The following is a 24365-nucleotide window of genomic DNA, read 5'->3' as shown; positions in this document are numbered from 1 at the left end:
CGTGGATCGCTAGCTCGCTATCGCTTTACGTTGTGGTCTGACCGGGTCCTTGCGTCGATGTTCTAAAACTGGTCCCTGGAGGCGGTTCCCCAACGCGAAGCGATGTTCGCGATATCGATTGGTGGCTTGGCGGTGTTGCGGGAGGTTCGTGGTGCGGCATCGGTTCGACGCGTGGATCTGCTGCGCGCAGGGCGCATCCGCCACTGGCGCGGGACTGATCCCGCACCGGCAGTCTCAAAACCGAGCGTGTTTCGACTAAACCACAAATTGTGCGATGCGGCAATTCGCCCCGCGGCGCGGATTCTGACCCGCTGACACGCGCCCGCGGCTGTGAGCGCACGCGCTCACACACGATTTTGTAAGCCAATGATCCGGATGGAAAAATTCTCGATTCGCCGAGCAATTAGTAACGTACGAAACCATCGCGCGATGACAAACGTCCCTGCCGCGCATCCGCTGCCGCGCTAGACTGCGCCACTCGCAAGGCTTTCGCCCTCCGGCACCCATGACCTCTCCCTTCGCTCCTGCTTCGGGCGCGCGTCGTGCTGCGCTCGTCTTCATCTTCATCACCGTGCTGATCGACGTGCTGTCGTTCGGCCTGATCATTCCGGTGTTGCCGCACCTGATCGAGGACTTCGTCGGCGGCGACACCGCCAAGGCGGCGTACTGGGTCGGCCTGTTCGGCACCGTGTTCGCGCTGATCCAGTTCGTGTTCTCGCCGATCCAGGGCAGCCTGTCGGACCGTTACGGTCGGCGCCCGGTGATCCTGATCTCCTGCCTCGGCCTGGGCCTGGACTTCATCCTGATGGCGGTGGCCAACACCCTGCCGCTGTTGCTGATCGGCCGGATCATCTCCGGCATCACCGCGGCCAGCTTCACCACCGCCAACGCCTACGTCGCCGACGTCACCCCTCCGGAACAGCGCGCCAAGAGCTTCGGCATGATCGGCGCGGCGTTCGGCGTGGGCTTCGTGGTCGGCCCGGTGATCGGCAGCCAGCTCGGCGCGATCGACATGCGCCTGCCGTTCTGGTTCGCCGCCGGCCTGGCCCTGCTGAACTTCTTCTACGGCTGGTTCGTGCTGCCCGAATCGCTGCCGCCGGAAAAGCGCACCGCGCGCTTCGACTGGGCCCATGCCAATCCGTTCGGCTCGCTGATGCTGCTCAAGCGTTACCCGCAGGTGTTCGGCCTGGCCGCGGTGGTGTTCATCGCCAACATGGCCCACTACGTCTACCCGAGCATCTTCGTGCTGTTCGCCGGCTATCAATACCAGTGGGGCCTGGACCAGGTCGGCTGGGTGCTGGCGGTGGTCGGCGTGTTCAACATCATCGTCAACGTCGGCCTGATCGGCCGCGCCGTCGCCTGGCTCGGCGAACGCCGCACCTTGTTGCTCGGTCTGGCTTGCGGGGTGATCGGCTTCATCGTCTACGGCAGCGCCGACACCGGCCTGGTGTTCCTGCTCGGCCTGCCGATCAGCGCGCTGTGGGCGATGGCGGCGCCGGCGACCCAGGCCCTGGTCACGCGCCAGGTCGGCGCCCACGAGCAGGGCCGCATCCAGGGCGCGTTGATGAGCCTGGTGAGCCTGGCCGGCGTGGTCGGGCCGGCGATCTTCGCCAGCAGCTTCGGCTACTTCATCGGCAAGTCCGCGCCGATCCACCTGCCGGGCGCGCCCTGGTACATCGCCGCGGCCCTGCTCGGCATCGGCCTGCTGATCGCCTGGCGCTATGCGCGAGTGCCGGCGCAGGCGCCGGCCGCGGCCGACGCGGTGGCCTGAACCAACGACACTGGCGGGGCTGCGAGGCATCGGCGAAGGTCGCCTGCACCATCCCCACAGGAGCTTCGCATGCGTGTATTCACCGGCCTCGCCGTTCTGACCGCCGCCGCGATGCTCGGCGCCTGCAGCGGCGTCGAGTACCGCGACACCAACGCTGCGGTCGATGCGCGCCCGGAATGCGCGAGCGGCCCGACGCGTCCCGGCGAGACCCCGCCGGCCTGGTGCGAGCGCAAGCTCGAAGCGAAGTGGGACTCGCGGGGCGGGTCGGAAAAGGTCGACTTCAAGAAGCAGGACGACGAGCGCTGAGCCGCGTGTCTTCATAGCGTCGGCCTTCGGGCCGCGCGTCTTGGCGCGGCCTTGACGGTCGGCCCCGTATTGCTGGGGCATGAGCGAACGCGCACCGTCCGCCACCGTCAATCGCCGCGCCGCGCGCGCGGCCGGCCTGCGTTACGTCAACGACGGCGAACCCGGGATCGAGCGGCGCCGCGCCGGCCGCGGTTTCGCCTACCGCGATGCGCGCGGCCGCGCGGTGCGGGCGGCGAAGACCCTTGCGCGGATCCGCGCCCTGGCGATCCCGCCGGCCTATACCGAGGTGTGGATCTGCAGCGACGCGCGCGGTCACATCCAGGCCACCGGCCGCGATGCGCGCGGACGCAAGCAGTACCGCTATCACCCGCAGTGGCGGCAGCGCCGCGACGAGGGCAAGTTCGAGCGGGTGATCGCATTCGGCCGCGCCCTGCCGGCGCTGCGCCGCAGCGTGCGCCGCGACCTGAAGTTGCCCGGCTTCCCGCGCGACAAGGTGCTGGCGATCGTGGTGGCGGTGATGGCCGAGACCCTGCTGCGCATCGGCAACCACGAGTACGCGCGCAGCAACCGTTCGTTCGGCCTGACCACCCTGCACAACCGCCACGTCGAGTTCCTGCGCGACGGCCGCGCGCGCTTTCGTTTTCGCGGCAAGAGCGGGCTGGCCCAGGAGGTCGATCTCGACAACGCCAAGCTGACCCGGTTGGTGCGGCGGTGCCAGCAACTGCCCGGGCAGGCCCTGTTCCAGTACCGCGACGACGACGGCCGGGTGCAGCCGGTCGATTCCGGCGCGGTCAACGACTACCTGCAACGCGCGATGGGCAGCGATTTCAGCGCCAAGGATTTCCGTACCTGGGGCGGCACCCTGGCGGCGTTCCGTCGCCTGGCCGCGATGCCCCTGCCCGAGCCCGCGCGCGGCGGCGCGCCGAGCGAGCGCGCATTGGCGACGGCGCAGAACGCGGTGATCGGCGAAGTCGCCCAGGCCCTGCGCAACACCCCGTCGGTCTGCCGCAAGGCCTACATCGACCCGGCGGTGTTCGCCGGCTGGCGCGAAGGCCGCCTGGCGCGCTACGCCGACGGCGCCCGCGGCGAGCTGCAGTGGGAACGCGCCGCCTTGCGGTTCCTGAAGCAGGCGCGGCGCGGCTGATATCGCGGCCCGGCCCTAAAGGGTAGGAGCGGCGCGAGCCGCGACCGCGGACCCCGCAGCCGGCGGGCAGCGGCATCAGTACGGGCTATTACGTGGTCGCGGCTCACGCCGCTCCTACAGGTCACAGATCGCAGCGCACGTGCCGATCGCGACGCAACCAAAGGGTAGGCGCGGCGCAAGCCGCGACCGCGAACCTGCGGCCGGCAACGTTCGCGCGAGCGGCGGCGTGGCCGCGGCTCGCGCCGTCCTACTCCAAAGCAGTGATGTCGCCGGAAGCCGGCGGCATCAGGACTCGCTCACGGCGCCATCTGCTCGAGTTCGGCCTGCGGCAGCGGCAGCAGCGCCCAGAACGGCACCCGCGACTTCGCCCAATCCTGGGCCGCATCGTTGAGGATCTCGACCAGGGTCGTGGCGTCGTCGGCATGCCCGGCCTGCCAGGGGCCGGCGTGTTCGATCAGCAGCAGATAGCCCGGCGCCGGCCACCACGACAGGTCGTTGACGCAGTCGTTGAGCGCATCCCAGTTGTGACCGAACCAGGCCGGGAATCGCAGGCCCGCGGCGATGCGCGCCAGCGCGTCGTCCTTGCCCGTGCAACCGGCGAAGTCGACCCGGGCGACCGCGAACTCGAGTTCGGCTGCGGCATCGGCCAACGCGCGCGCGTCGCGCGCGTCGATGAAATAGGCGCCGGCCTGGGCCGGGTCGGCGAGCAATTCGCGCGGATCGATCGAGCCGCTCACCGTGCGCCCCCGTCGGTCCGCAGGTCGAAGCGGGTGAAGCTGCGGTAGTGATCGCCGGTGTAGTAGTACTCCGACGGCGGGCGGCCGCCGGTGACGATGCGGCGCGCCCCGCGGTCCGCAGAACCCGGCGTTTCCACCGTGTACTCGCGGTAATAACCGCGCGGTTGGCGCGGCAGGCGCTGTTCGCGGTTCTGGAACACGCCGCCGTCCTGTCGGTGCTCGAACGGGCCGCCGCTGGCGATGCGGCGCAAGGTGTCGTTCGCTTCCGGCGGCAGCGCGATCGAAGCGACCGGCAGGGCCTCGTCGTGGCCGCGGGCGGCGTCCTCGCGCCTGGGCTCGACGCGCCCGGCCTTGTCGCGCGCCGCGGGCTGCGAGTTCGCTACCGGTGCATGCGAGGGCGCGGTTGGTTGCGGCGACAGCAGGCCGCGTTGGCTCCAGGCCCACAGGCCGATCACGGCCACGGCGGCGATCAGCCAGAGATTACGGCGCATCGGAGACTCCTGGCGGACGACGCCGGCAGTTTAGGTCATGGGACCCGGCCGCGCTCGCGGCTTCGACAGGCGACACCCCGATGCGTGCGGCCGTTCGATCATCCATCGCGCTGCGCCCCGTCGCGGCCCATGCGACGGCCTCGTGGTCTCATGGTGGGGATCGAACGGCGCGCTCGACTCGCGTCCGGCGAACCGGGCGATCCACCCGGGCGATCCACCTGGACGATCCACCTGGACGATCAACCACTCACTCGCAAGGAGATGCAGGCAATGGAGATGATCCGTGTTTCTTCCTCGGCCATCGAGGCGATCGGCTACGACCTTGCCACCGGGTTGCTGAGGATCCGCTTCGTCGAGGGCCAGGACTACGATTTTCACGGCGTGCCCGAGAGCGTCAGCCTGGGCCTGATCGCGGCCACCTCGAAAGGCGGCTATTACCACGCCCACATCCGCGATCGTTACGCCAGCTGAGCAGCGTCGGCGCGCGCACGCCGGCGAACCGGATTCGCCGGCATGCGATGAGGCCCGGAGTCTAGGCAGCTACTGCGATCAACCGCAGCCGATGTCGACGATGACGTTGTTCTCGTCGACATGGACGTTGACGCGGCCGTCCAGGTACTCCTTGGTGATCATCTGGCCCGGCTTGAGCACCCGCACGGTGTGGCCGCCGGCGCTGGTCTTCGCCTGCTCGACGGTGGCCGCATCGGCGGTCTTGCCGACCAGGCCGGCCTTGGCGGGCGCGGCATTGCAGGTCGGACGCGACGGCATCGGAGAGGGCTCGCCGGAGGCGACGTTGCCGGGGTTCTGAGCGCCGGCGGGTTCGACCGCGGCGCTCGGCATTTCATCGGCGGCGCGGGGGCCGGCGCAGGCGGCCATCGCCAGCGGCAACGACACCGCGAGCACGGCGCTGGACAGCAGACGATGCAGGGGCAGGCGGTGCTGAGATTGCGACAGAGCGGTCCGGTTCGACATGGCCAAGTCCTTCGCTGGATGCGCGCGCGGCGCGATGGCCCGAGCCTGCCCCGGTACAGCTGTGCCCAGGGTTAACGCCGGCCGCGGATGCCGCGATCCGCGACCGCGCGCACAGGCCCTTAGCCGCAACGCAGGCCGGTGATGGCGCCGCGCTCGTTGACGTCGATGTTGAGGCGGTCTTGCTGGAAGTCCATCGTCGCCGCCATGCCCGGGGTCAGCACGCGCACGGTGCGGCTGCCGGTCTCGACGCGGACGCGTTCGACCACGTCGGCGCTCGGGGAGCGGCCGATGGCCCAGCGCGCGGCTTCGGCGTTGCAGGCGGCCGGGCTGATATCGGTCGGCGGGATCGGCGTGGCGCAGGCGGCGAGCGCCAGGGTCAGGGCGGCGCCGGCAATGAGCGAACGGAATCCGACGAGGCGGTCAGCGGGGTGCAGGGACATGGCGAGGCTCCGGGACTTGGTCGCTGGCAGAGTGCGACCGGTGGCGTGTGCGGCGTATGAAGGCCGCGGGCCGCGCAGTGTAGCCGGGCCGTTCGCAGCGCAGATGACGTCTCCTCGCCGATGCCCGGGGCGCGGACCGGCACGTCGCCGTCCTGTCGCCAGCCCTGCGTCAACAATGTCTTACACGCCCATCGCTCATACCGGCAAGGCCGCCTGCGCCTCGACCAGCTTCAGCATCAGCTGGGCCAGGGTCACCACGTCCTGGTGATTGTGCGCGGCGACGCGGTGCAGCAAGGCCGAACTGCCGCCGCGCAGGAACTGCAGCCACGCGGCCGGCGCCTGCGAACCGGGCAGATCGTCTTCGCGCACGATTCGCAACAGTTCGCGTTCGATGGTCGCGAGCTTGCAGTTTTCCCACACGCCGCGATACAGGCGCCGGGTCGGGAACAGCAGGTCGACATGGTCGAGCCCGGCCAGCGGGTTGGCGATGCGGGCGAGGCGATAGCGCGTATTGAGCAGCGGCGCGTCGTAACAGCGGCCGTTGTAGCTCGACAGCACCGTGTCCGGCCTCAGCCATTGCGCGAAGGCGCGCAGCATCGCCGGTTCGGCGGCGAGGGTGGCGATGGTGAGCTGGCGGATGCGCAGGCCGTCGCCATGCGCCTCGTGGCGATGCCAATCGGCCGCACCGATCATGAAAGCGCGGGTGCCCGTGCCGCCGGCCAGACCGGTGGTCTCGGTATCGAAAAACATCAGACGGCGCGGGTCGAGCGCATCGTCGGGCCGCTTGGCGAAGGCCAGCGACAGCGCGGCCTGCGGCACCGGCAAGCGCAGGTGGACCTCGGTGAAGAACAGGCCGGGCGAGATTTCACGGCCGGGCACCGAGCGGTCGGCGACGGCGTGCAGTACTGCAGGCCGCGACTGCGGCGAGGCTGCCTGCGGCGATGACGCGCCCGGCTTGCGCTCGCGTTGCGCGATCAGCCGGCGCAGCGCGTCGAGGTCGGGGCGCACAGAGCGAATCTCCGGCAACCCGTCTTTTCCGAACAGCGGCGCGCCGGCGTCGGAGGGGCCAGGGCGAACCGCTCCCGGCGCCTTGCCGTCATGAGGTGGGGTACCGGCCAAGGGCGTAGAGGGACGCGTGCCGTCGAAGCGCGAACGAGGCAGAGTTGCGCCGGCTTTCGATGCTTCGATAACCGCATCGTTCGTTTCCCGCGCAGCCGCTTCCCGCGCAGCGACGCGGCTCCCCGCTTCGAAAAACAGGGATTGGGGAAGATTTGCTTTACCTTCCGGCACGCCCGCATCGACCGGTGCCGCATCCGCCCGCCCGGCCTGCCGCTGCAGCATCCGCAGCTTGGCGATATCGATGCTCACGCGTCCCCGCTCTTGACGAGTTCGCTCTCGACGAGCTCGCCCTGATCGAGCTGGCCTTCGCCGAGCAGACTCAGCACCCGGCGCGCCAGCGATTTCGGCGTATTTTCGCTGCGGGTTTCGTCGACCGCCAGGATCGGGCCGACGCAGGCCGGGCAGCCGGCGCGGCAATCGCAGCGTTCGATCAGTTCGCGCGCGCGCGCCACCAGTTCGGCCTGGCGCAACCACAGCGGCTCGCTGAGACCCACGCCGCCCGGGAAGTTGTCGTACAGGTAGACCGTCGGCACGAACTGCTGCACCTCCAGCGAGGCCATCGAGCCGCCCGGCACCAACTCGTGACCATTGCCGCGCAACTGCCCGCGCCCGCCGGCGTCCTGGGTCGCGAACCAGGCGCCGTCGCCGTTGCCGACCGACTTCTGCAGGTCGCGCGCGTCGGCCATCACCGCGACCGTGGCGACCACGTGCAGGGCATGGGCGGCGCCGAGAAAGCCGTCCAGCGCGTCCTGTTTCGAGTCGAAGCGCGACAGCAATACGCCTTGCGGCAACTGCCACCACACCGCGGTCGTATGCAGCTCCTGGTCGGGCAGGTTGACCGGGCCGTAGCCGATGTTCTCGTGGGTGTAGTAACGGATTTTCTTGTAGCCGGCGACGCGCCGCACCACGTGGACCTCCCCGTGGTGGCTGTCGCCGCGCCCGGCTTCGCCGCCGTCGAAGCGGTCCAGCACCTTGAGCTTGGTGTAGTCGATCGAGTCGGTGTAGTAGTCGACGTGGGTGCGGGTGACGTAGGCCTTGCGGCCTTCCCAGTCGAGGCGCTCGACCTGGTAGGGCAGCGACTGGATCATGTGGATCGCGCCTTCGTACAAGGTCAGCGCGGCGGCCGAGTAATCGACCTCGGCGATGATCGCCTGGCGGCCGTCGCTGCGGTCGACCACGACGAAGTTGCCGTCGGCGACCGAGCGCAGGCTGACCGCATTGGCCGGGTAGCTGTCGGCGATCCACTCCCAGCGTTCGCCCTCGCGATGGACCACGCCGGTCTCGGCCAGCGCCTGCAGGTACACCTCCGGGTCGATCGGGCCGAACGACTCGCCGTGCTGGAACGGCAGCTCGAAGGCGGCGCAGCGGATGTGGTCGAACAAGATCAGCGGCTGGTCCGGGGCGATCCGCGCGTGCTCGGGCGGGGCGTCGGCGAAGAAGTCCGGATGCCGCACCACGTATTGATCGAGCGGTTGCGAATTGGCCACCAGCACGCCGAGCGAAGGCTGCTGGCGCCGCCCGGCGCGGCCGAAGCGTTGCCAGGTCGCAGCGACCGAACCCGGATAGCCGTTGAGCACCACCACGTCCAGGCTGCCGATGTCGACGCCGAGTTCCAGCGCCGAGGTCGAGACGATGCCGTCGATGCGGCCGTCGCGCATCGCCCGTTCGGCCTCGCGACGCTCGGTCGGCAGGTAGCCGCCGCGGTAGGCGCGGATGCGCGCGGGCTTGCGCGGGTCGTGGTCGAACACGTCCTTGAGGTATTTGGTCAGCACCTCGACCATCAGCCGGGTCTGGGCGAACACCAGGGTCTTGAGTCCTGCCTTGATCGCGATGCGGGCGATGCGGTTGCTCTGCGAGCGCGCCGAAGCGCGCAGGCCGAGGTCGGGATTGACCACCGGCGGGTTCCACAGCAGCACGTGCTTGTCGCCGGTCGGCGCGCCGGAATCGAGGATCGCGCGCACCGGCCGTTCGATCAGCGCCTGCGCGTGCGCCTGCGGGTTGCCGATCGTCGCCGAGCACAGGATGAACTGCGGCGCGACCCCGTAGAACGCGCAGATCCGCTTGAGCCGGCGCAGCACGTCGGCGACGTGGCTGCCGAACACGCCGCGGTAGGTGTGGATCTCGTCGATCACGACATAGCGCAGGTTTTCGAAGAACTGCGCCCACTTGGTGTGATGCGGCAGGATCGCCTGGTGCAGCATGTCCGGGTTGGAGACGACGATGTCGCCGTGCAGGCGGATCGCCTGGCGCGCATCGCCGGGCGTGTCGCCGTCGAAGGTGAAGGCCTTGACCCCGAGGTCGCCGGCGCGGTTGAGTTCCAGCAGTTCGGCGACCTGGTCCTGCGCGAGCGCCTTGGTCGGGAACAGATACAGCGCCTTGGCGCCCTGGGTCATCGCCGCGGCCACCACCGGCAAGGTGTAGCACAGCGACTTGCCCGAGGCGGTCGGGGTGACCACCGCGACGTGTTCGCCTGCCTGGGCCGCGTCCCAAGCCTCCGCCTGGTGGCTGTAGAGGCGTTCGATGCCGCGCGCGCGCAGCGCCGCCTTGAGCGGCTCCGGCAAGGCCTCCGGCAGCGGCGCATAGCGGCCCTCGCGGCCGGGCAGGGTGAAGCGTCCGGTGATGCGGTCGCGGTAACGGTGCTGCAGGCGGTCGGCCAGCGCGCCGCCGTGGCGTGCGTCGACGGCCTCGTCGGCGCGGGCCAGGGCGCGCTGCGCGGCCGCGGCCGGGACGAGGTCGCGAGGGGACGGATCGATCAGGGCGGACATATCGGGGCGGGGCGACGGCTGCAGGGACGGAGTCTCGTTGTACGTCGTCGTGGTCTCAAGCTATGAGACGGCGTTGAACCAGGAGGCCGATGCGGTGAACGATTCAGTTCAAAATCCTCGCCAGCCGGTATCCTCTTGCGCCGCCAGCACGCCCCACGCCTCGTCCCATGAAGATCGGTATCGATTTCGGCACCAGCTATTCGGCCGCCGCGGCCCTCGTCGAGGGCGAGGTCCGCACGATCCGGTTCGGCGAGGAGCGCCAGTTCCGCACCACGGTGTACTTCCCGGAGGCGGTGCCGGACCCGAGCCAGTTCGAGCTGACCGACGCGCTCGAAGCCGAGGTCGAGGCGCAGGTGCGCAATGCGCGCACCCAGCAGACCCGTGCGATCAACGAGGCGCAGGCGCGGCGCGAGCACGCCGCGCGCTTGCCGGTGGAGCAACGCGAGGCGGCGCTGGCGATGATCCCGACGCCGGCGCAGCGTTCCGAGCCGGACCTGCGCCGCGACGCCATCCGCGCGGTGCGCCGGCAGTGGCTGGAGCAGCAGGTGCGCGAGGCGCGCGCCTCGGCGGCCTCGTTGCAGAACGCGGTTTACGGCGAGGAAGCGGTCGAGGCCTACCTCAGCGAAGGCTTCGGCAACCTGGTGCAGTCGCCCAAGTCGATGCTCGGCTACCAGCTCGCGCCGCACGTGCGCCAGACCATCGTCGGCATCGCCGGCTACATCCTCGAACACATCCGCCTGACCGCCGGCCAGCAACTCGGCGCCAACGTGCGCCGCGCGGTGCTCGGCCGCCCGGTCCAGTTCCGCAGCTCGCTCGGCGCGGCCGGCGGCGACCAGGCCCTGGAGATCATGACCGAGGCGGCCGCCAGCGCCGGCTTCGACGAGGTCAGCTTCCTCGAAGAACCGGTCGCAGCGGCGCTGGGCTATCACGCCCAGAGCGCCGAACGTCACCGCACCCTGGTGGTCGACATCGGCGGCGGCACCACCGACATCACCCTGGCCGAAGTCGGCGGCCCGCAGGCGCCGGTGGTGCTGGGCTCCTGGGGCATCGCCCGCGGTGGCGTCGACGTCGACCTGTCGCTGAGCCTGTCGCGCTTCATGCCGCTGTTCGGCAAGGGCGCGACGCGGGTGCCGGCGCACCATTACGTCGAGGCCGCGACGGTCCACGACGTGGTGCGCCAGCGCGAGTTCCAGCGCCGCGACAGCTACCACGAAGTCGACGCGCCGTTCGGCCCGCGCCTGATCTCGCTGCAGCAGGCCGGCAACACCACCCGCCTGAGCCGGGCGGTGGAATCGACCAAGATCCAGCTGAGCGCGCAGGGCGACAGCCGGGCCGCGCTGGACTACATCGAGCGCGACCTCGCCCTGGCCTCGACCGCCGAGGACCTGGCCCGCGCCGCCGATCCTTTCCTCGGCAACCTGGCCGAACTGCTGCGCGAGGTCGGCGCCGAGATCGCCGCCGAGCACGGCGCGGCGCCGGCGGCGGTGTTCCTGACCGGCGGCATGTCGCGCGCGCCCTATGTGCGCGAAACCGTGCGCCAGTGCTTCCCGAACGCGCGCCAGGTCGCCGGCGACGCCTCGCTCGGCGTGGTCTCGGGGCTGGCGTTCGCGGCGGCGCGGGAAGCTTGAGCGACGAAGTCCGGCGCCAAGCCGGCCGACCGTCCTCGGAACACGCCCAGGCCTATGGCAAGGTAGGGGCACCGCGTGTGCCGCCGATCTCAACGATCGCCGCTTGATCCGCATTGCGATACGCAGCGAAGACGTGCTCGGATGGGCCCGGGTCAGAGAGGAAGGATCGCCGCCATGAAGCCCCATTCCCCCTCCTGCGACCGCAACCGCGATCCGATCCTCGCGGTGTTGCGCGAGCATTTCGCCGGGCGCCGGCGGGTGCTGGAGATCGGCAGCGGCACGGGGCAGCATGCGGTGTACTTCGCCGCGGCGATGCCGTGGCTGAGTTGGCAGTGTTCGGACCGCGCCGAGTACCTGCCCGGCATCGCGCTGTGGCTCGACGAGGCGGGGTTGCCGAACACGCCGCCGGCGGTCGGACTCGACGTGGCCTGGCCGCGATGGCCGGGCGAGGGCGAGGCGCCGCGCTTCGATGCGGCGTTCAGCGCCAACAGCCTGCACATCATGGGCTGGTCGCAGGTCGAGGCCTTCTTCGCCGGGCTCGGCCGGGTGCTGGCGGCGGACGCGACGGTCGTGGTCTACGGGCCGTTCAATTACCGCGGCGAATTCAGCAGCGACAGCAACCGCGAGTTCGACGGCTGGCTGAAGGCGCGCGACCCGCAGTCGGGGGTGCGCGACTTCGAGGCGGTCGATGCCCTGGCCGCGGCCATCGGGCTGCGTCTGGTCGCCGACCGGGCGATGCCGGCCAATAACCGTTGCCTGGTGTGGCGTCGGTCGCCGCCGCACAATGCCTGATCCCTCGGCTACCCGGCTCCGGCCATGACGCCTCGCCTGCCTTGCCTGGCCCTGTTGTCGTTGCTGTTCTTGCCGGGCTGCGGCCGTGACTCGGTGCCGGCATCGCCCGAGACTGCAACCCACCCCCCGACCCAGACCGCCGACGCGCCGTGGCGGGTGTCGGCCTGGCCCTTGCAGGTCGACGCGGCGGCGGCTCAACCGGATCTGATCGCCACGCCCGATGGACGAGTGTGGCTGTCGTGGATCACCGGCGAGGCCGGCAAGTTCGCCTTGCGCTACGCCGTCGCCGACCGCGACGGCGGTTGGCCGCGGCCGCCGCAGTCGATCGCGGTGGGCGAGGACTGGTTCGTCAATTGGGCCGACACCCCGCATCTGGCGGTGAGCGCGGACGGCGCGGTGTGGGCGCATTGGCTGCAGAAATCCGCGCAGGCGCCGTACGCCTACGACGTGGTGCTGGTGCGCTCGGCCGACGGCCGCGCGCCGTGGTCGGCGCCGCTCAAGGTCAATACCGACGGCGGCCAGAGCGAGCACGGTTTCGTCTCGATCTGGCCCGACGGCGCCGACGCGGTCGGCGTGGCCTGGCTCGATGGTCGCCACAGCAACAGCGGCGAGTCCGGCCACGGCGGCGGCCACGCGGCGGGCTCCGGCGCGATGAGCCTGCGCAGCGTGCGGATCGGCGCCGACCTGCATCGTTACGATGAGGTCGAACTCGACGCCATGACCTGCGATTGCTGCCAGACCGACGTGGCGATGACCGCGCGCGGTCCGCTGTTGGTCTATCGCGACCGCAGCGAGGGCGAGGTGCGCGATATCGCCGTCACCCGTCGCGACCGGAGCGGTTGGACGCAGCCGAAGCCGGTGCATGCCGACGGCTGGGTCATGCCGGCCTGCCCGGTCAACGGACCCTCGGTCAGCGCGCGCGGCGAAAGCGCGCTGGTGGCCTGGTACACCGCCGCCGGCGACACGCCGACGGTGCAGGCGGCCTACAGCGACGATGCCGGCGATCGCTTCGGCGCGCCGCTGGTGCTCGACCGCGGCGAACCGGTGCAGGGACGGGTCGACACCGCGCTGAGCGCCGATGCGGCGTGGGTGCTGTGGCTGCGCGAGGAGCGCGGCGGCCAGAGCCTGCAGCTCGCGCGCCTGGCGCCGGACCTGTCGCGGGTGCGCCAGCGCATCGAGGTCGCGCGCCTGCAGGGGCGCGGCCGCGGCACCGGGTTCGCGCAGATGGCGATGACCGACGCAGCGGTGCACGTGGTCTGGACCGACTATGTCGGCGGCGCGGCGGTCCTGCGCGGAGCGCGGGTTCAGCCCGAGGCGACGGTGGTCAGCAAGGGCGAATCGAACATCGCCGCCGGCGATATCGCCGGTTCGGCCAGCGGCACCCGTTCGCCGTAACGCTCGCGCAGCTTGGCCTTCACCGCCGGGTCGTCGAGTTTGAAGCTGCGCAGCGGCTGCAGCGCGCCGATGCGCACGCCCAGGGCGCGGTCGTACAGCTTCCAGACCAGCTCCGAGCAATAGATGCGCTGGTCCGACCACTCGAACGTCAGGTCGTAGCGGCGTCCGCGGAAGGTGTCCGCGGCATCGCGCAGCTGGCTCGCCTGCTGCGCGTTCAAGGGCGTGCGCAGGCGCTTGAGCACGTAATGGCCGCCTTCGCCGCGCGCGATCCAGCGCTGCAAGGGGGTGTAGGCGACCGGGTCGATCGCCTCGAACACGTAGGGCCGGCCGTCGCGATGCAGGATCATCCCCATGTGGCTGTAGCGCGAGCCGGTCGCGCGCTGGATCGCCTGGCTCTGCGAAGAGCGCGAGACGTGGAAGATCAGGTCGCCGTCGCGTACCTGCGGCGGCCGCGCCTCGGCGCAGCCGGCGCCGGCCAGGGCGAGCAGGGCCGACAGCAGCGCGCAGGCCACGGCAGGAAGTTTCGTCATCGCCGGCTCAGCCGGCCGTCGCCGGCGCGGTCGAGAACAGCCGCAGTTCCTTGGCGTCCTCGCTCATGCGGACCATGCCCTCGAAGCGCAGGCCCAGCCGCTCCAGCACTTTGATCGAAGGTTGATTGTCGGGGTCGGTGATCGCCAGCACCCGCGACAGCGCCAAGGCTTCGCGCGCATGGCGCAGCACCGCCTCGCCGGATTCCAGCGCATAGCCGCGCGACCAGTGGCGCGGCAGGAAGGCGTAGCCCAGGTCGGGGTCGGGCAGGGTCTCGCGCCGCAGCAGGCCGCACATGCCGATGACCTCGCCGCTGTCGCGCAGCTCCACCCGCCACAGGCCATAGCCGTTGCGCGCGTAGCTCTGCGACGGGCCGTCGAGGATGTAGCGGACGGCGCCGTCGAGATCGCGCACGCCGCGGTCGCCGATGTTGGCGATGAAGGAGGGTTCGTTGAGCAGTTCGAGGATGAAGCCGGCATCGTCCGGCGTGAGTTCGCGCAACAGCAGGCGTTCGGTCTGGATCGGCGCGGTGGACGGCATCTTGGGCTGCATCGGCGGCATCGGTTCGCTGGGGTGCGGCGCGCTCGTCGCCGCCGGGGTCGGTGCACGATACGCCAGCGCGTGGCCTCCGCGCAGCATCGGAACGCGCCCGGGTTTGCGCTACCCTGCCGGGCCACGCACCGGCAGGTCCCGACCATGGATTCCAGCGACGCGGTCCAGAACATCCACCCGGTTTCGGACGAAAAGCGGCGCGCGGTGCTCGCCGCCCTGGAGGCGGTCGAACGCGAGCACGACGTGCGCATCGTCTATGCCTGCGAATCCGGCAGCCGCGGCTGGGGTTTCTCATCGCCCGACAGCGACTACGACGGCCGTTTCGTCTACGTCCATCGCCGGCCCTGGTATCTGACGGTCAACGAACGCACCGGGCCGGGCGAGCCGCAGCGCGACGTGATCGAGCTGCCGATCGACGACGAACTCGACATCAGCGGCTGGGACCTGCGCAAGGCGCTGCGGCTGCTGTCCAAGTCCAACCCGACCCTGTCGGAATGGCTGCGTTCGCCGATCGTCTACCGCGAGGACGGCACGCTCAGCGCCGGACTGCGGACCCTGGCCGACGAGTTCTACTCGCCGGTCGCCGCCTGGCACCATTACTTCAGTCTGGCCCACGGCACCTTCCGCGCGCACCTGGGCGGCGAACACATCCGCACCAAGAAATACCTGTACGTGCTGCGCCCGGTGCTGGCCTGCCAGTGGATCGAACGCGAGCAAGGCCCGCCGCCGATGGCGTTCGAGGATCTGCTGGAACGCCTGTTGCCCGACGGCGAAGTGCGCGAGGCGATCGAGGCCTTGCTGGCGCGCAAGCGCCACAGCGCCGAGGTGTCGGCCGGGCCGCGCGTGCCGGCGATCAGCGACTTCCTCGCCGCGGAGCTGGCGCGCATGCAGGGCCTGGGGCAGGGCTTGCCGCCGGGCCATGGGCGGGCGGACCGGCTCGACGAGTTTTTTCGGTCGGCCTTGGTGGATTAGGCGAGGCTGCTAGGGGGCGCCGGCGGTCGAGGGTTCGCGGTCGCGGCTTGCGCCGCTCCTCCCCAGGAGCGACGCCAGCAAGGGTAGGAGCGGCGCGAGCCGCGACCGCGCCGATGCGATGACCGCGCAAGCTTCAGTGCGCGAACCGCTGGCCGCCTTACCTGGACAGCTGCAGCGACTGCTGCAAAGGCTCGATCGTGCCCTCGCCGCGCATGACCTTCTTGTACTCGGCGCGCGACACCGACACGTAACGGTCGTTGCCGCCGATCTCGACCTGCGGCCCGTCCTGCACGGCGCGGCCGGCTTCGTCGACGCGCACGGTCATGGTCGCCTTCTTGCCGGAGTGGCAGATGGTCTTGATCTCGGTCAGCTCATCGGCCCAGGCCAACAGATACTGGCTGCCTTCGAACAGCTCGCCGCGGAAGTCGGTGCGCAGCCCGTAGCACAGCACCGGGATGCGCAGGTCGTCGACGATTTCGCTGAGTTGCCAGACCTGCGAGCGGGTGAGGAACTGGGCCTCGTCGACGAGCACGCAATGCAGTTGCCCGTGCGCGGCGATGTCGGCGCGGATCAGCCGTTCCAGGTCGGCGTCGTGGCCGAAGGCGACCGCGTCGGCGCGCAGCCCGATCCGCGAGGCCACCGTGCCGCTGCCGGCGCGATCGTCCAGGCGCGGGGTCAGGATCGCCACGCGCATGCCGCGCTCCTGGTAGTTATGCGCCGACTGCAGCAGCGTCGTGGTCTTGCCGGCGTTCATCGCCGAATAATAGAAATAGAGCTTGGCCATGGCCGCAGTTTAGGGCGCGGCGCGGCGCCGCCACAGACTTGACGCGCGGCGCCCGGGCACTGAAGGGCGCGGCCCGCCCATTCAGTCGGGCCGCGCGCGGTGTCGCGTCAGCGGGGACGCGGCGGGTCGTTCGTGCCCTGCGCGGCGGGCGGCGGCGCCGCGGCGCCTTCCGGATACATCGCCTCGACATCGCCGATGTTGACCGTGCCGCCGAGTTTCAGCCGCCACAGCCGGTCCTGGCGCTGCCAGTACTGCTCGGCGTTCCAGTTGGCGTCGGCGTACAGCCCGCCGGTCGGGGCGACCGCGCCGGAGGCGTCGCGCTGCCCGGCCAGCACGCCGACGTCGGTGCCGATGCGGCTGCCGGTGATCTGGTTGCGCAGGCGTTGCAGGCGGCGGGCGTAGCGCGGCTTGACCGTCGGGTCGCCGTACTCGCGATACAGCGCCGGGCCCTGTTCGAGCGCGCGCTGGCGTTCGGCCGCGCTGAGCTGCGCCCAATAGCGTTCGCGCAGGCCGATCAGGTCGCGGTAGCCGCGTTCGGCGGCGAGGTCCATCCAGACATAGGCCAGGGCGCGGTCGGCCGGCACGCCTTCGCCCTTCCAGTACATCTCGGCGACCAGGCCCTGCGCGGGCTTGTCGCCGAAGTAGCCGGCGCGGCGAAAACGATCGAAGGCGATCGCGTGATGGCCGCGCCGATACGACTGCAGGCCGAGCTGGCGGTATTCGACGTCGGGATGCAGATGCATGTAGCCGACGTCGGCCAGCGCGGCATCGGCGGCCGGGTCGGGCCCGGTCGGCGTCGCCGCCGGACTGGCGCCCGCCGCCAATGAGAGAGCGAACAGCCCCACGATCAGACGTCCCGTCACGGCATGCGCTCCGGTGCTCGCGCCGGGCGGAGGGCCGGCGCGGCGGCGAGGGTAGCAATCCCGGGCCGAGCGCGCAGCCGCGTCGCGCGCTTCAGGGGCGCTGACCGCTCATGATCTGTTCCAGGGTGCCGACTTCGACGCTGCCGCCGCTTTGCCAGACCGCGTCCTCGACCGCCCAGTAGCGGCGAGTGTCCAGGCGCCAGTCGGCGTACATCGGGCGCAGGTCGAGCGCGTCGCCGGGGTCGAAAAGGTCCGAGCCTCCGCGCGAGGCGAACACGCGCAGGTTGCCGGTGCTCAGGCCGGCCGGGCTGCCGGTGATGCGGCTGCGGGCGCGGGCGACTTCGCGCTCCATGCGCGGCTTGGCGACTTCGTCGGCGTACTCGTCGAAGATCGCCACACCCGCCTGCAGGGCGCGCCGGCGTTCGCTCTCGTCGAGCTCTTGCCAGATCTTCTCGCGCAGCAAGACGAATTGCGGGTAGCCGCGCTCGGCGGCGAGGTCGGCCCAGGCGTAGGCGAGGGCGCGGTCGTGCGGCACCCCGAGGCCGTGCCAGTACATCAGGCTGAGCCGGTGCTGCGAATACTTGTCGGCATAGCGCGCGGCGCGGCGGAAGAAACGCGAGGCGTCCTGCCACTGCCCGTGGCCGGCCGCGTTGGTGCCGTACAAGCGCCACAGTTCGTTGGGGTGGGTCGCCGACAGGCGCTGGCGGGAATCGAACTCGCGGTGGCCGATGCGGTCGGTTTCGGCGCTGGCCAGCCGTTCCGGGGTCGCCTCGACCGGCGTCGAAGCGGTGGTGGGCGTGCCGGCGGGCGCCGCGCCGACGGCCAGAGTGGCCAAGGCCAGGCCGATGCCGGTCAGCAGGGCGACGAGATCACGGGTCATGGCGAGCTCCGACGAGGCCCGGTGCGGTGCGGGCCTGCGCCGCCCAGCCTACTCCAGCCGCCCGCTCCGGTCGTAGCGGCCGGGCGGTTAGACTGTGCGGCCTGACCGGCCCTTGCCGGCGATCCGATACTCCATGCACGGTCTCAATCCTCCCCAGCGCGCCGCCGTCCTCAACACCGAAGGGCCCTTGCTCGTGCTTGCCGGCGCCGGCAGCGGCAAGACCCGCGTCATCGTCGAGAAGATCGCCCACCTGATCGCGTCCGGCCGCATGCCGGCCAAGCGCATCGCCGCGATCACCTTCACCAACAAGTCCGCCAAGGAAATGCGCGAGCGCGTGGCCAAGCGGATCCGCGGCGACGGCGCCGACGGACTGACCATCTGCACCTTCCATGCGCTGGGGCTGAAGTTCCTCCAGTACGAACACGCCAAGCTCGGCCTGCGCCGCGGCTTCAGCGTGTTCGACAGCGACGACAGCAACGCCCAGATCAAGGACCTGCTGCCGGCCGGCAGCAAGCCCGACGTGATCGACGAGATGCGCAACCTGATTTCGCGCGCCAAGAACTCCGGCCTGTCGCCCGCCGAAGCCATGCGCGAATCGCGCAGCGCGCGCGAGATCGAGGCGGCGACGGTGTACGAGATGTACCAGGCGCGCCTGACCACCTTCAACGCGGTCGACTTCGACGACCTGATCCGCCTGCCGGTGCAGTTGCTCGAAGCCGACCCCGAGGTGCAGCTGGCATGGCGCGAACGCATCGGCTACCTGCTGGTCGACGAGTGCCAGGACACCAACGACGCCCAGTACCGGCTGCTCAAGGCCCTGGCCGGTCCGCGCGGCCTGTTCACCTGCGTGGGCGACGACGACCAGTCGATCTACGCCTGGCGCGGCGCCAACCCCGACAACCTGCTGGAGCTGGGCAAGGACTATCCGAACCTGCAAATCATCAAGCTCGAACAGAACTACCGCTGCAGCAACCGGGTGTTGCGTGCGGCCAATGCGCTGATCGCCAACAATCCGCACGAACACCCCAAGACCCTGTGGAGCGACCAGGCCGACGGCGAGCGCATCCGGGTCTGGGAATGTCGCGACAGCGCCCACGAGGCCGAGAAGGTCGCCGCCGAAATCCAGTACCTGGCGCAGAAGAACGAGGCGATGTGGGCCGATTTCTGCATCCTGTTCCGCGGCAACCACCAAAGCCGCGCGCTGGAAAAAGCGCTGCAATTGCTGCGCGTGCCCTATCACCTCAGCGGCGGCACCGCGTTCCTGGAGCGCGGCGAGGTCAAGGACGCGCTGTCCTGGCTGCGCCTGATCGCCAACCCCGACGACGACGCGGCCTTTCTGCGCGCGGTGACCTCGCCCAAGCGCGAGATCGGTGCGACTACCCTGGCCAAGCTCGCCGAGATGGCGCAGCACGCGCAGCTGCCGATGTCGCGCATGGCCGAATCGATCAACGCGATCAAGCAGCTCAGCCCGCGCGCCGGCACCGCGCTCGACGGCTTCGTGCAGATCCTGCGCTTCCTGCGCGCCGAAGCGCAGCGCATCAGCCCCGGCGAACTGGTCGGCGTGCTGGCCGAGCGCAGCGGCCTGCTGGCCTCGATCCGCGCCCAGTGCAAGGACGAGGCCTCGTTCCAGCGGCGCAAGGAAAACCTCGGCGAGCTTTCGGGCTGGTTCGACGGCGGCAAGGGCGCGGGCCCGGGCGAACTGGCCGCGCAGCTGGCGCTGCTGTCGCATGCCGACAAGGGCGAGGCCGGCAACCAGGTGCGGCTGATGAGCCTGCACGCGGCCAAGGGCCTGGAGTTCCGTTACGTATTCATCGTCGGCGTCGAAGACGGCAACCTGCCGCACGACGCCAGCCTCGACGAAGGCCGCCTCGACGAGGAGCGGCGGCTGATGTACGTGGGCATCACCCGCGCCAAGGAAGCGCTGTACCTGTCGCATGCGCGCGAAACCCAGCGCTGGGGCGAACGCATCCGGCTCAAGCCGAGCCGCTTCATCGACGAACTGCCCGCGGCCGAACTGCAGCGCGACGGCGCCGACCCGGTCGCCGACGCGGCGCGCAAGCACGAGCGCGCGAACGCGGGGTTCGCGGCGATCAAGGCGTTGCTGGAAAACGGTTGAGTCCGGGGCGTGCCGGAGCGCCGAGAAAGTCCCCTGCCCCCTGCTGGAAGGGTGGCGTGATGCAGGCAGCCCCCACAACGCCGAGCCGACCTAGCGACACGGCGACGGAACGCGCCGACACCTGGCCCCCTTTGCAGAAGGGGGCAGGCGCCTGCATCGCGCCGACGTCAGCCGCGTGGCGGCTGCCCGGGATTTGCGGTTCGCGCGCAACACCCGGCGGCCTGCGCAAAGCGCAAACCCCGCCACGCCGGCTGCGGTCGAATCGGCTAGTCTTTGCCGCACTCGTCCACGAACGCGCAACGACATGGCCCTGTTGATCAACGCCTACTCCACGCTCGCCGCGCCGCCGGCGCCGGATTTCCTCGCCGCGCCGCCGGCCTATCGCGACCGCAGCGATGCCGAACTGGTGCCGCATCTGCAGGGCTTCGTCGGCTACGTGCTCGGCACGCTTGCGGACGGCATGGACGCGCGCACCTTCGCGGTGATCCGCCATCTGCAGCGGGTCCAGAGCCATTACAGCTTCGAGGTCGAGGACGGCGCGTTCGAGGCCCTGGCCTCGTGGGCGCAGGCCGCGAACGCGGTCTGCTTCCTGCCCGACGGCTCGGTGCGCGACCCGGCCGGGCAAGTGCTGGTCAGCCAGGGCGAACCCGCGGTCGATGCCGATTCGGCGCTGCCGTATCCGGCCGACGCGCGCGAACGCAAGGCGCGCAGCGAAGCCGAATTGCAGGCGCTCGGTGCGACCGTGCCGGCGCATCTGCCGCCGGTGCTCGGCGCCGGCGAAGTGCGCCTGCGCACGCCGGAGGAGGCCATGCGGCGCATGCTGGCGCTGACCGCGGTCGCGGTGCGCGCCGAATCGCTGGGCAGCGACCCGCTGTCGGCGGCTGAAATCGCCCTCAAGCTCGGCCCGGGCGTCGCCGCGCTGACCCCGGCCGAGCGCGAATTCATCGATGCTCAAACGCCCGACGAGGAAACCTGGGCCAATCACGGTTGGCGCTACGAAAGCGCGGCGTTGCTGCAGTGGGCGCTGCGCCTGACCGAGACGCTGCCGCCGCCGACCGCGATCTGCGATGCCGGCGAGGTCGCCCAGACCGCGATCGAACACGCCGACGAAGCCCGGATCGCCGCCGCGCGGCTGCGCCCGGTGCCGGAACTGCTCGACGCCCTCGATGGGATCTATCGCCGTCATTGGCTGGTCCGCCAGGCCCGCCTCGACGAAAAAGCGCCGCCGGCCGACCTGCACCCGAGCATCGTCTACGAGCGCCATTACGCGCTCAACTGGCTGCTGCGATTCGACGAGCAGGAGTGGGACGAGGTGGGGACGCCTACTTGAGGTCGGGAACGAGTCGGGAGGAACGAGTAACGAGTCGCAGCAGTTGTCGCATCGCTCTCGTTACTCGTTGCTGACCACTCCTCAGGCGAGAAGTGAGCCAAGAGGAGTGAGTAGCGAGTGGAAGCAGCTGACGCTTCACTCCTCGCTATTAACTTCCAGTTCCTAGCCACTAGTTCCTGAGTTCCTCAGGCGAGAAGTGAGTGAAGAGGGGTGAGTAGCGAGTCTCAGCAACTGCCGAATCGCTGGTGCTCCGCCTTCGTTACTCGTTCCTGATCACCAGTTCTTCAGGCGAGAAGCGAGCCAAGAGGAATGAGTAGCGAGTCGAAGCAGCGCCCTCGTCGCTCCTCGCTACCAACTTCCAGTTCCTAGCCACTAGTTCCTAAGTTCCTCAGGCAAGACGTCCTCGCTCCTCTCACTCCTCACTCCTCTTGACTCACTTCTAGCTCCAGATTCCTGCCCCCTAGTTCTTCGGCCCCCACCCACCTCCAGCCCCCCAGCCCGCCGCCATGCCCCTCTACACCGTCCGCGACGCCACGCCCGCCGATCATCCGGCGGTGCTCGCGCTCAATCTCGAATCCGAGGCCTTGATGAGCCCGCTCGACGCGCAGCGGCTGGCCGATCTGGACCGGCAGGCGGTGTATCACCGGGTGGTCTGCGACGGGGACGCCGTCGTCGCGTTCCTGCTCGCGTTCCGCGAAGGCGCCGACTACGACAGCCCGAACTATCGCTGGTTCTCCGAGCGCTATCCGGCGTTCCTTTACGTCGACCGCATCGCCGTCGCCGCCAGCCACCGCGGGCGCAAGCTCGGCGGCCTGCTCTACGACGATCTGTTCGGCTTCGCCCGCGAACAGGGCTTCGACCGGGTCGTCTGCGAGTTCTACATCGTGCCGTTCAACGAAGCCTCCAGCCGCTTCCACGCGGGCTACGGTTTCGGCGAAGTCGGCACCCAATGGGTGGCCGGCGATACCAAGCAGGTCTCGCTGCAGGTCGCGCCGGTGCCGGCGTAGGCAACGAAGCCCGCCGAAGCCACTGTCCCAATCGAAACCCAACTGCCGGAGCGGTCATGCGCCTAGCCCTGTCGATCCCATTGTTGCTCGCCGTCGCCGCGCACGGCGCCATCGCCGGCGAAACCCGCAAGCCTGAGTTCCTGAACAAGCCCGAATTCCTGCGCTCGCCCGACCCGGCCGCGGCCAAGCTGCCGTTCTCCGAAGCGGTGCGCAGCGGCGACCTGCTGTTCCTGTCGGGCCAGATCGGCACCGTGCCCGGCGGCGATAACGCGCTGGCCCAGGGCGGCATCGCCGCCGAAGCCGAGCAGACCCTGCGCAACGTCCGCCAGGTACTCGAACGCCACGGCGCCTCGATGAGCGATGTCGTCAAATGCACGGTGTTCCTGGCCGACATCGCCGACTGGCCGGCCTTCAACGAGGTCTACCGCAAGCACTTCAATGCACCGTTCCCGGCACGCAGTGCCTTGGCCGCGTCCGGGCTCGCCCTGGGCGCGAAAGTCGAAGTGGAATGCATTGCCCAGGCGCCGCCGCGCGAGCGCCGCTGACCGGCCGGGCCGCGGGAGCGCGGAAGAGCTCCGCAGCGCCCTGAACCATCGCGGCCGAGCCGGCAATCGACAGGGTTTTGCCGCGGGGCCTACACTCCCCGCTTTGCCACGACCGAGCGCCCGCGCATGCAGATCCGCGCCTTGCCCCTGACCGTCCTCGCCTGCGCGCTCGCCCTGAGCGCGTGCAAACCGGCGACCCCGCCGGCCGCCCCCGCGGCTTCGGCGGACACCAAGCCCGCCCCGACGACCGCGCCGGCCGCGACCAGCGCCGACGACAACCTCAACGCGGTGCTGTGGATGCAGCGCTCGGTCGAATACCGCGCCACGACCGAGACGGTCTATCGCGCGGCCGCCGACAAGCTCGACACCGCGCTCAAGCAGCCCAACTGGGATGCGCTGGTGCCCGACGAGCGCGGCAACCCGGTCAAGGGCCTGAAGCCGGCCGTGATCATGGACGTCGACGAGACCGTGCTCGATAACTCGCCTTACCAGGCGCGCCTGGTGCGCGACGGCAAGGAATACGACGAAGTCACCTGGGACGCCTGGGTCGCCGAGAAGAAGGCCAAGCCGCTGCCGGGCGTGGTCGATTTCGCCAAGGCCGCGCAGGCCAAGGGCATCACCATCCTGTATCTGTCCAACCGCGCGGTGCACCTCAAGGAAGCCACCTTGGCCAACCTGCGCAGCGCCGGCCTGCCGGTCGCCGACGACCAGGTGTTCCTCGGCCTCGGCACGGTGGTCGAAGGCTGCGAGCAGAACGGCAGCGAGAAGAATTGCCGCCGCCTGCTGGCCGGGCGCCAGTACCGCGTGCTGATGCAGTTCGGCGATCAGCTCGGCGACTTCGTCCAGGTCGTCGCCAACACGGCGGAAGGCCGCGACGCTTTGCTGCAGCAGTACCACGACTGGTTCGGCGAACGCTGGTGGATGCTGCCGAACCCGAGCTACGGCTCGTGGGAGGCGATGACCTTCAACAACGACTTCAGCCAGCCGCGCGAGACCCGCCGCCAGGCCAAGCGCGCCGCCCTCGATCTGGCGCCGTGACGCGGTCTCAGGCGTATTGGCGACGATTTATTCATATAAATCAGTAAGTTACATCGCAACACTTCAGGTGTTGCATTAACTTTGGCGCGGCGTTAGGCTGCGCCCATCCCGGTGCCAGCCGGGGCCATGCCACAACTCGTAATCTTCCGGCGCAAGCCGGCTTGAAGGAGGCCTTGCGCCTCCTTTTTCT

24 protein-coding genes are annotated in these 24365 nt (G+C 70.0%); 13 read left to right on the top strand and 11 right to left on the bottom strand.

Annotated features, from left to right (window positions below):
* Positions 1-505: 505 nt before the first annotated feature.
* The 3 genes from AC6CH2_RS09115 to AC6CH2_RS09105 all read left to right on the top strand — a co-directional run bounded on the left by AC6CH2_RS09115 (position 506) and on the right by AC6CH2_RS09105 (position 3221).
* Positions 506-1771, top strand: coding sequence for a TCR/Tet family MFS transporter (locus AC6CH2_RS09115; RefSeq protein ID WP_498268951.1), 1266 nt, complete (start codon positions 506-508; stop codon positions 1769-1771).
* A gap of 69 nt (positions 1772-1840) precedes the next feature.
* Positions 1841-2077 carry a hypothetical protein gene (locus tag AC6CH2_RS09110; RefSeq protein ID WP_498268950.1) on the top strand — a complete coding sequence of 79 codons (237 nt, stop codon included), beginning with the start codon at positions 1841-1843 and terminating at the stop codon, positions 2075-2077.
* 79 nt (positions 2078-2156) lie between these two features.
* Positions 2157-3221, top strand: a complete 1065-nt coding sequence (locus tag AC6CH2_RS09105; RefSeq protein WP_498268949.1) for a DNA topoisomerase IB — start codon at positions 2157-2159, stop codon at positions 3219-3221.
* Between the two features lie 296 nt (positions 3222-3517).
* Here the strand turns inward: AC6CH2_RS09105 and AC6CH2_RS09100 are convergent, their stop codons facing one another.
* A complete protein-coding gene (locus AC6CH2_RS09100; RefSeq protein WP_498268948.1) occupies positions 3518-3958 on the bottom strand; it encodes a barstar family protein in 441 nt (146 codons plus the stop codon).
* Complete coding sequence (locus tag AC6CH2_RS09095) at positions 3955-4449, bottom strand: guanyl-specific ribonuclease (protein WP_498268947.1); 495 nt, start codon at positions 4447-4449, stop codon at positions 3955-3957. Before AC6CH2_RS09095 ends, AC6CH2_RS09100 begins: the two co-directional genes overlap by 4 nt.
* A 270-nt stretch (positions 4450-4719) precedes the next feature.
* Here AC6CH2_RS09095 and AC6CH2_RS09090 point away from each other — a divergent pair, with 270 nt between their 5' ends.
* Positions 4720-4920, top strand: a complete 201-nt coding sequence (locus tag AC6CH2_RS09090) for a KTSC domain-containing protein (protein WP_435394945.1) — start codon at positions 4720-4722, stop codon at positions 4918-4920.
* A 78-nt stretch (positions 4921-4998) separates the two neighbouring features.
* On the opposite strand, the gene AC6CH2_RS09085 is transcribed toward AC6CH2_RS09090, so the two are convergent.
* The 4 genes from AC6CH2_RS09085 to AC6CH2_RS09070 all read right to left on the bottom strand — a co-directional run bounded on the left by AC6CH2_RS09085 (position 4999) and on the right by AC6CH2_RS09070 (position 9745).
* Positions 4999-5421: an I78 family peptidase inhibitor gene (locus AC6CH2_RS09085; protein WP_498268946.1), complete on the bottom strand. Its 423-nt coding sequence runs from the start codon at positions 5419-5421 to the stop codon at positions 4999-5001.
* A gap of 119 nt (positions 5422-5540) precedes the next feature.
* Positions 5541-5861, bottom strand: coding sequence for an I78 family peptidase inhibitor (locus AC6CH2_RS09080; protein WP_498268945.1), 321 nt, complete (start codon positions 5859-5861; stop codon positions 5541-5543).
* A gap of 195 nt (positions 5862-6056) precedes the next feature.
* On the bottom strand, positions 6057-7151 hold the full coding sequence (locus AC6CH2_RS09075; protein WP_498269111.1) for a ribonuclease H-like domain-containing protein: 1095 nt from the start codon (positions 7149-7151) through the stop codon (positions 6057-6059).
* Between the two features lie 74 nt (positions 7152-7225).
* A complete protein-coding gene (locus AC6CH2_RS09070) occupies positions 7226-9745 on the bottom strand; it encodes a DEAD/DEAH box helicase (protein WP_498268944.1) in 2520 nt (839 codons plus the stop codon).
* 167 nt (positions 9746-9912) lie between these two features.
* Here AC6CH2_RS09070 and AC6CH2_RS09065 point away from each other — a divergent pair, with 167 nt between their 5' ends.
* The 3 genes from AC6CH2_RS09065 to AC6CH2_RS09055 all read left to right on the top strand — a co-directional run bounded on the left by AC6CH2_RS09065 (position 9913) and on the right by AC6CH2_RS09055 (position 13560).
* Entirely contained in the window at positions 9913-11373 is a 1461-nt protein-coding gene (locus AC6CH2_RS09065) for an Hsp70 family protein (protein ID WP_498268943.1), read from the top strand.
* 174 nt (positions 11374-11547) lie between these two features.
* Positions 11548-12165: a DUF938 domain-containing protein gene (locus AC6CH2_RS09060; RefSeq protein WP_498268942.1), complete on the top strand. Its 618-nt coding sequence runs from the start codon at positions 11548-11550 to the stop codon at positions 12163-12165.
* A 24-nt stretch (positions 12166-12189) separates the two neighbouring features.
* Positions 12190-13560 (top strand): hypothetical protein, encoded by a 1371-nt coding sequence (locus AC6CH2_RS09055; protein ID WP_498268941.1) that lies wholly within the window; start codon positions 12190-12192, stop codon positions 13558-13560.
* On the opposite strand, the gene AC6CH2_RS09050 is transcribed toward AC6CH2_RS09055, so the two are convergent.
* Together AC6CH2_RS09050 and AC6CH2_RS09045 are read right to left on the bottom strand one after the other, a co-directional pair.
* Positions 13470-14090, bottom strand: a complete 621-nt coding sequence (locus tag AC6CH2_RS09050; protein ID WP_498268940.1) for a YiiX family permuted papain-like enzyme — start codon at positions 14088-14090, stop codon at positions 13470-13472. The genes AC6CH2_RS09055 and AC6CH2_RS09050 overlap by 91 nt on opposite strands.
* Before the next feature lie 7 nt (positions 14091-14097).
* Positions 14098-14640, bottom strand: a complete 543-nt coding sequence (locus tag AC6CH2_RS09045; RefSeq protein ID WP_498268939.1) for a GNAT family N-acetyltransferase — start codon at positions 14638-14640, stop codon at positions 14098-14100.
* A 144-nt stretch (positions 14641-14784) separates the two neighbouring features.
* Between AC6CH2_RS09045 and AC6CH2_RS09040 the strand changes: the two genes are divergently transcribed.
* Positions 14785-15612, top strand: a complete 828-nt coding sequence (locus AC6CH2_RS09040; RefSeq protein WP_498268938.1) for a nucleotidyltransferase domain-containing protein — start codon at positions 14785-14787, stop codon at positions 15610-15612.
* 157 nt (positions 15613-15769) lie between these two features.
* On the opposite strand, the gene AC6CH2_RS09035 is transcribed toward AC6CH2_RS09040, so the two are convergent.
* The 3 genes from AC6CH2_RS09035 to AC6CH2_RS09025 form a co-directional block, all read right to left on the bottom strand.
* On the bottom strand, positions 15770-16396 hold the full coding sequence (locus AC6CH2_RS09035; protein WP_435394933.1) for a thymidine kinase: 627 nt from the start codon (positions 16394-16396) through the stop codon (positions 15770-15772).
* Between the two features lie 107 nt (positions 16397-16503).
* The gene (locus AC6CH2_RS09030) at positions 16504-17259 is read right to left on the bottom strand and encodes a hypothetical protein (protein WP_498268937.1); all 756 of its coding nucleotides are present in this window, start codon (positions 17257-17259) and stop codon (positions 16504-16506) included.
* 91 nt (positions 17260-17350) lie between these two features.
* Positions 17351-18139, bottom strand: a complete 789-nt coding sequence (locus AC6CH2_RS09025) for a hypothetical protein (protein ID WP_498268936.1) — start codon at positions 18137-18139, stop codon at positions 17351-17353.
* A 133-nt stretch (positions 18140-18272) separates the two neighbouring features.
* Here AC6CH2_RS09025 and AC6CH2_RS09020 point away from each other — a divergent pair, with 133 nt between their 5' ends.
* The 5 genes from AC6CH2_RS09020 to AC6CH2_RS09000 all read left to right on the top strand — a co-directional run bounded on the left by AC6CH2_RS09020 (position 18273) and on the right by AC6CH2_RS09000 (position 24175).
* A complete protein-coding gene (locus AC6CH2_RS09020) occupies positions 18273-20255 on the top strand; it encodes a UvrD-helicase domain-containing protein (RefSeq protein WP_498268935.1) in 1983 nt (660 codons plus the stop codon).
* A 304-nt stretch (positions 20256-20559) separates the two neighbouring features.
* Positions 20560-21585, top strand: a complete 1026-nt coding sequence (locus tag AC6CH2_RS09015) for a DUF4272 domain-containing protein (protein WP_498268934.1) — start codon at positions 20560-20562, stop codon at positions 21583-21585.
* Between the two features lie 506 nt (positions 21586-22091).
* The gene (locus tag AC6CH2_RS09010; RefSeq protein WP_498268933.1) at positions 22092-22592 is read left to right on the top strand and encodes a GNAT family N-acetyltransferase; all 501 of its coding nucleotides are present in this window, start codon (positions 22092-22094) and stop codon (positions 22590-22592) included.
* Positions 22593-22648: 56 nt separating this feature from the next.
* Entirely contained in the window at positions 22649-23137 is a 489-nt protein-coding gene (locus AC6CH2_RS09005) for a RidA family protein (RefSeq protein WP_498268932.1), read from the top strand.
* Between the two features lie 126 nt (positions 23138-23263).
* Positions 23264-24175 carry an HAD family acid phosphatase gene (locus AC6CH2_RS09000; protein ID WP_498268931.1) on the top strand — a complete coding sequence of 304 codons (912 nt, stop codon included), beginning with the start codon at positions 23264-23266 and terminating at the stop codon, positions 24173-24175.
* Positions 24176-24365 lie beyond the last annotated feature (190 nt).

Source organism: Lysobacter sp. GQ73, from assembly GCF_059758755.1.
Note: the sequence above shows the minus strand (reverse complement) of the source record. Positions and strands in the feature narration are given on the sequence as shown.

Coding starts and splice junctions, on each gene's coding strand:
- AC6CH2_RS09115 (WP_498268951.1), top strand. CDS start 506: ATGACCTCTCCCTTCGCTCCTGCTTCGGGCGCGCGTCGTGCTGCGCTC.
- AC6CH2_RS09110 (WP_498268950.1), top strand. CDS start 1,841: ATGCGTGTATTCACCGGCCTCGCCGTTCTGACCGCCGCCGCGATGCTC.
- AC6CH2_RS09105 (WP_498268949.1), top strand. CDS start 2,157: ATGAGCGAACGCGCACCGTCCGCCACCGTCAATCGCCGCGCCGCGCGC.
- AC6CH2_RS09095 (WP_498268947.1), bottom strand. CDS start 4,449: ATGCGCCGTAATCTCTGGCTGATCGCCGCCGTGGCCGTGATCGGCCTG.
- AC6CH2_RS09090 (WP_435394945.1), top strand. CDS start 4,720: ATGGAGATGATCCGTGTTTCTTCCTCGGCCATCGAGGCGATCGGCTAC.
- AC6CH2_RS09085 (WP_498268946.1), bottom strand. CDS start 5,421: ATGTCGAACCGGACCGCTCTGTCGCAATCTCAGCACCGCCTGCCCCTG.
- AC6CH2_RS09080 (WP_498268945.1), bottom strand. CDS start 5,861: ATGTCCCTGCACCCCGCTGACCGCCTCGTCGGATTCCGTTCGCTCATT.
- AC6CH2_RS09070 (WP_498268944.1), bottom strand. CDS start 9,745: ATGTCCGCCCTGATCGATCCGTCCCCTCGCGACCTCGTCCCGGCCGCG.
- AC6CH2_RS09065 (WP_498268943.1), top strand. CDS start 9,913: ATGAAGATCGGTATCGATTTCGGCACCAGCTATTCGGCCGCCGCGGCC.
- AC6CH2_RS09060 (WP_498268942.1), top strand. CDS start 11,548: ATGAAGCCCCATTCCCCCTCCTGCGACCGCAACCGCGATCCGATCCTC.
- AC6CH2_RS09055 (WP_498268941.1), top strand. CDS start 12,190: ATGACGCCTCGCCTGCCTTGCCTGGCCCTGTTGTCGTTGCTGTTCTTG.
- AC6CH2_RS09050 (WP_498268940.1), bottom strand. CDS start 14,090: ATGACGAAACTTCCTGCCGTGGCCTGCGCGCTGCTGTCGGCCCTGCTC.
- AC6CH2_RS09045 (WP_498268939.1), bottom strand. CDS start 14,640: ATGCAGCCCAAGATGCCGTCCACCGCGCCGATCCAGACCGAACGCCTG.
- AC6CH2_RS09040 (WP_498268938.1), top strand. CDS start 14,785: ATGGATTCCAGCGACGCGGTCCAGAACATCCACCCGGTTTCGGACGAA.
- AC6CH2_RS09035 (WP_435394933.1), bottom strand. CDS start 16,396: ATGGCCAAGCTCTATTTCTATTATTCGGCGATGAACGCCGGCAAGACC.
- AC6CH2_RS09025 (WP_498268936.1), bottom strand. CDS start 18,139: ATGACCCGTGATCTCGTCGCCCTGCTGACCGGCATCGGCCTGGCCTTG.
- AC6CH2_RS09020 (WP_498268935.1), top strand. CDS start 18,273: ATGCACGGTCTCAATCCTCCCCAGCGCGCCGCCGTCCTCAACACCGAA.
- AC6CH2_RS09015 (WP_498268934.1), top strand. CDS start 20,560: ATGGCCCTGTTGATCAACGCCTACTCCACGCTCGCCGCGCCGCCGGCG.
- AC6CH2_RS09010 (WP_498268933.1), top strand. CDS start 22,092: ATGCCCCTCTACACCGTCCGCGACGCCACGCCCGCCGATCATCCGGCG.
- AC6CH2_RS09005 (WP_498268932.1), top strand. CDS start 22,649: ATGCGCCTAGCCCTGTCGATCCCATTGTTGCTCGCCGTCGCCGCGCAC.
- AC6CH2_RS09000 (WP_498268931.1), top strand. CDS start 23,264: ATGCAGATCCGCGCCTTGCCCCTGACCGTCCTCGCCTGCGCGCTCGCC.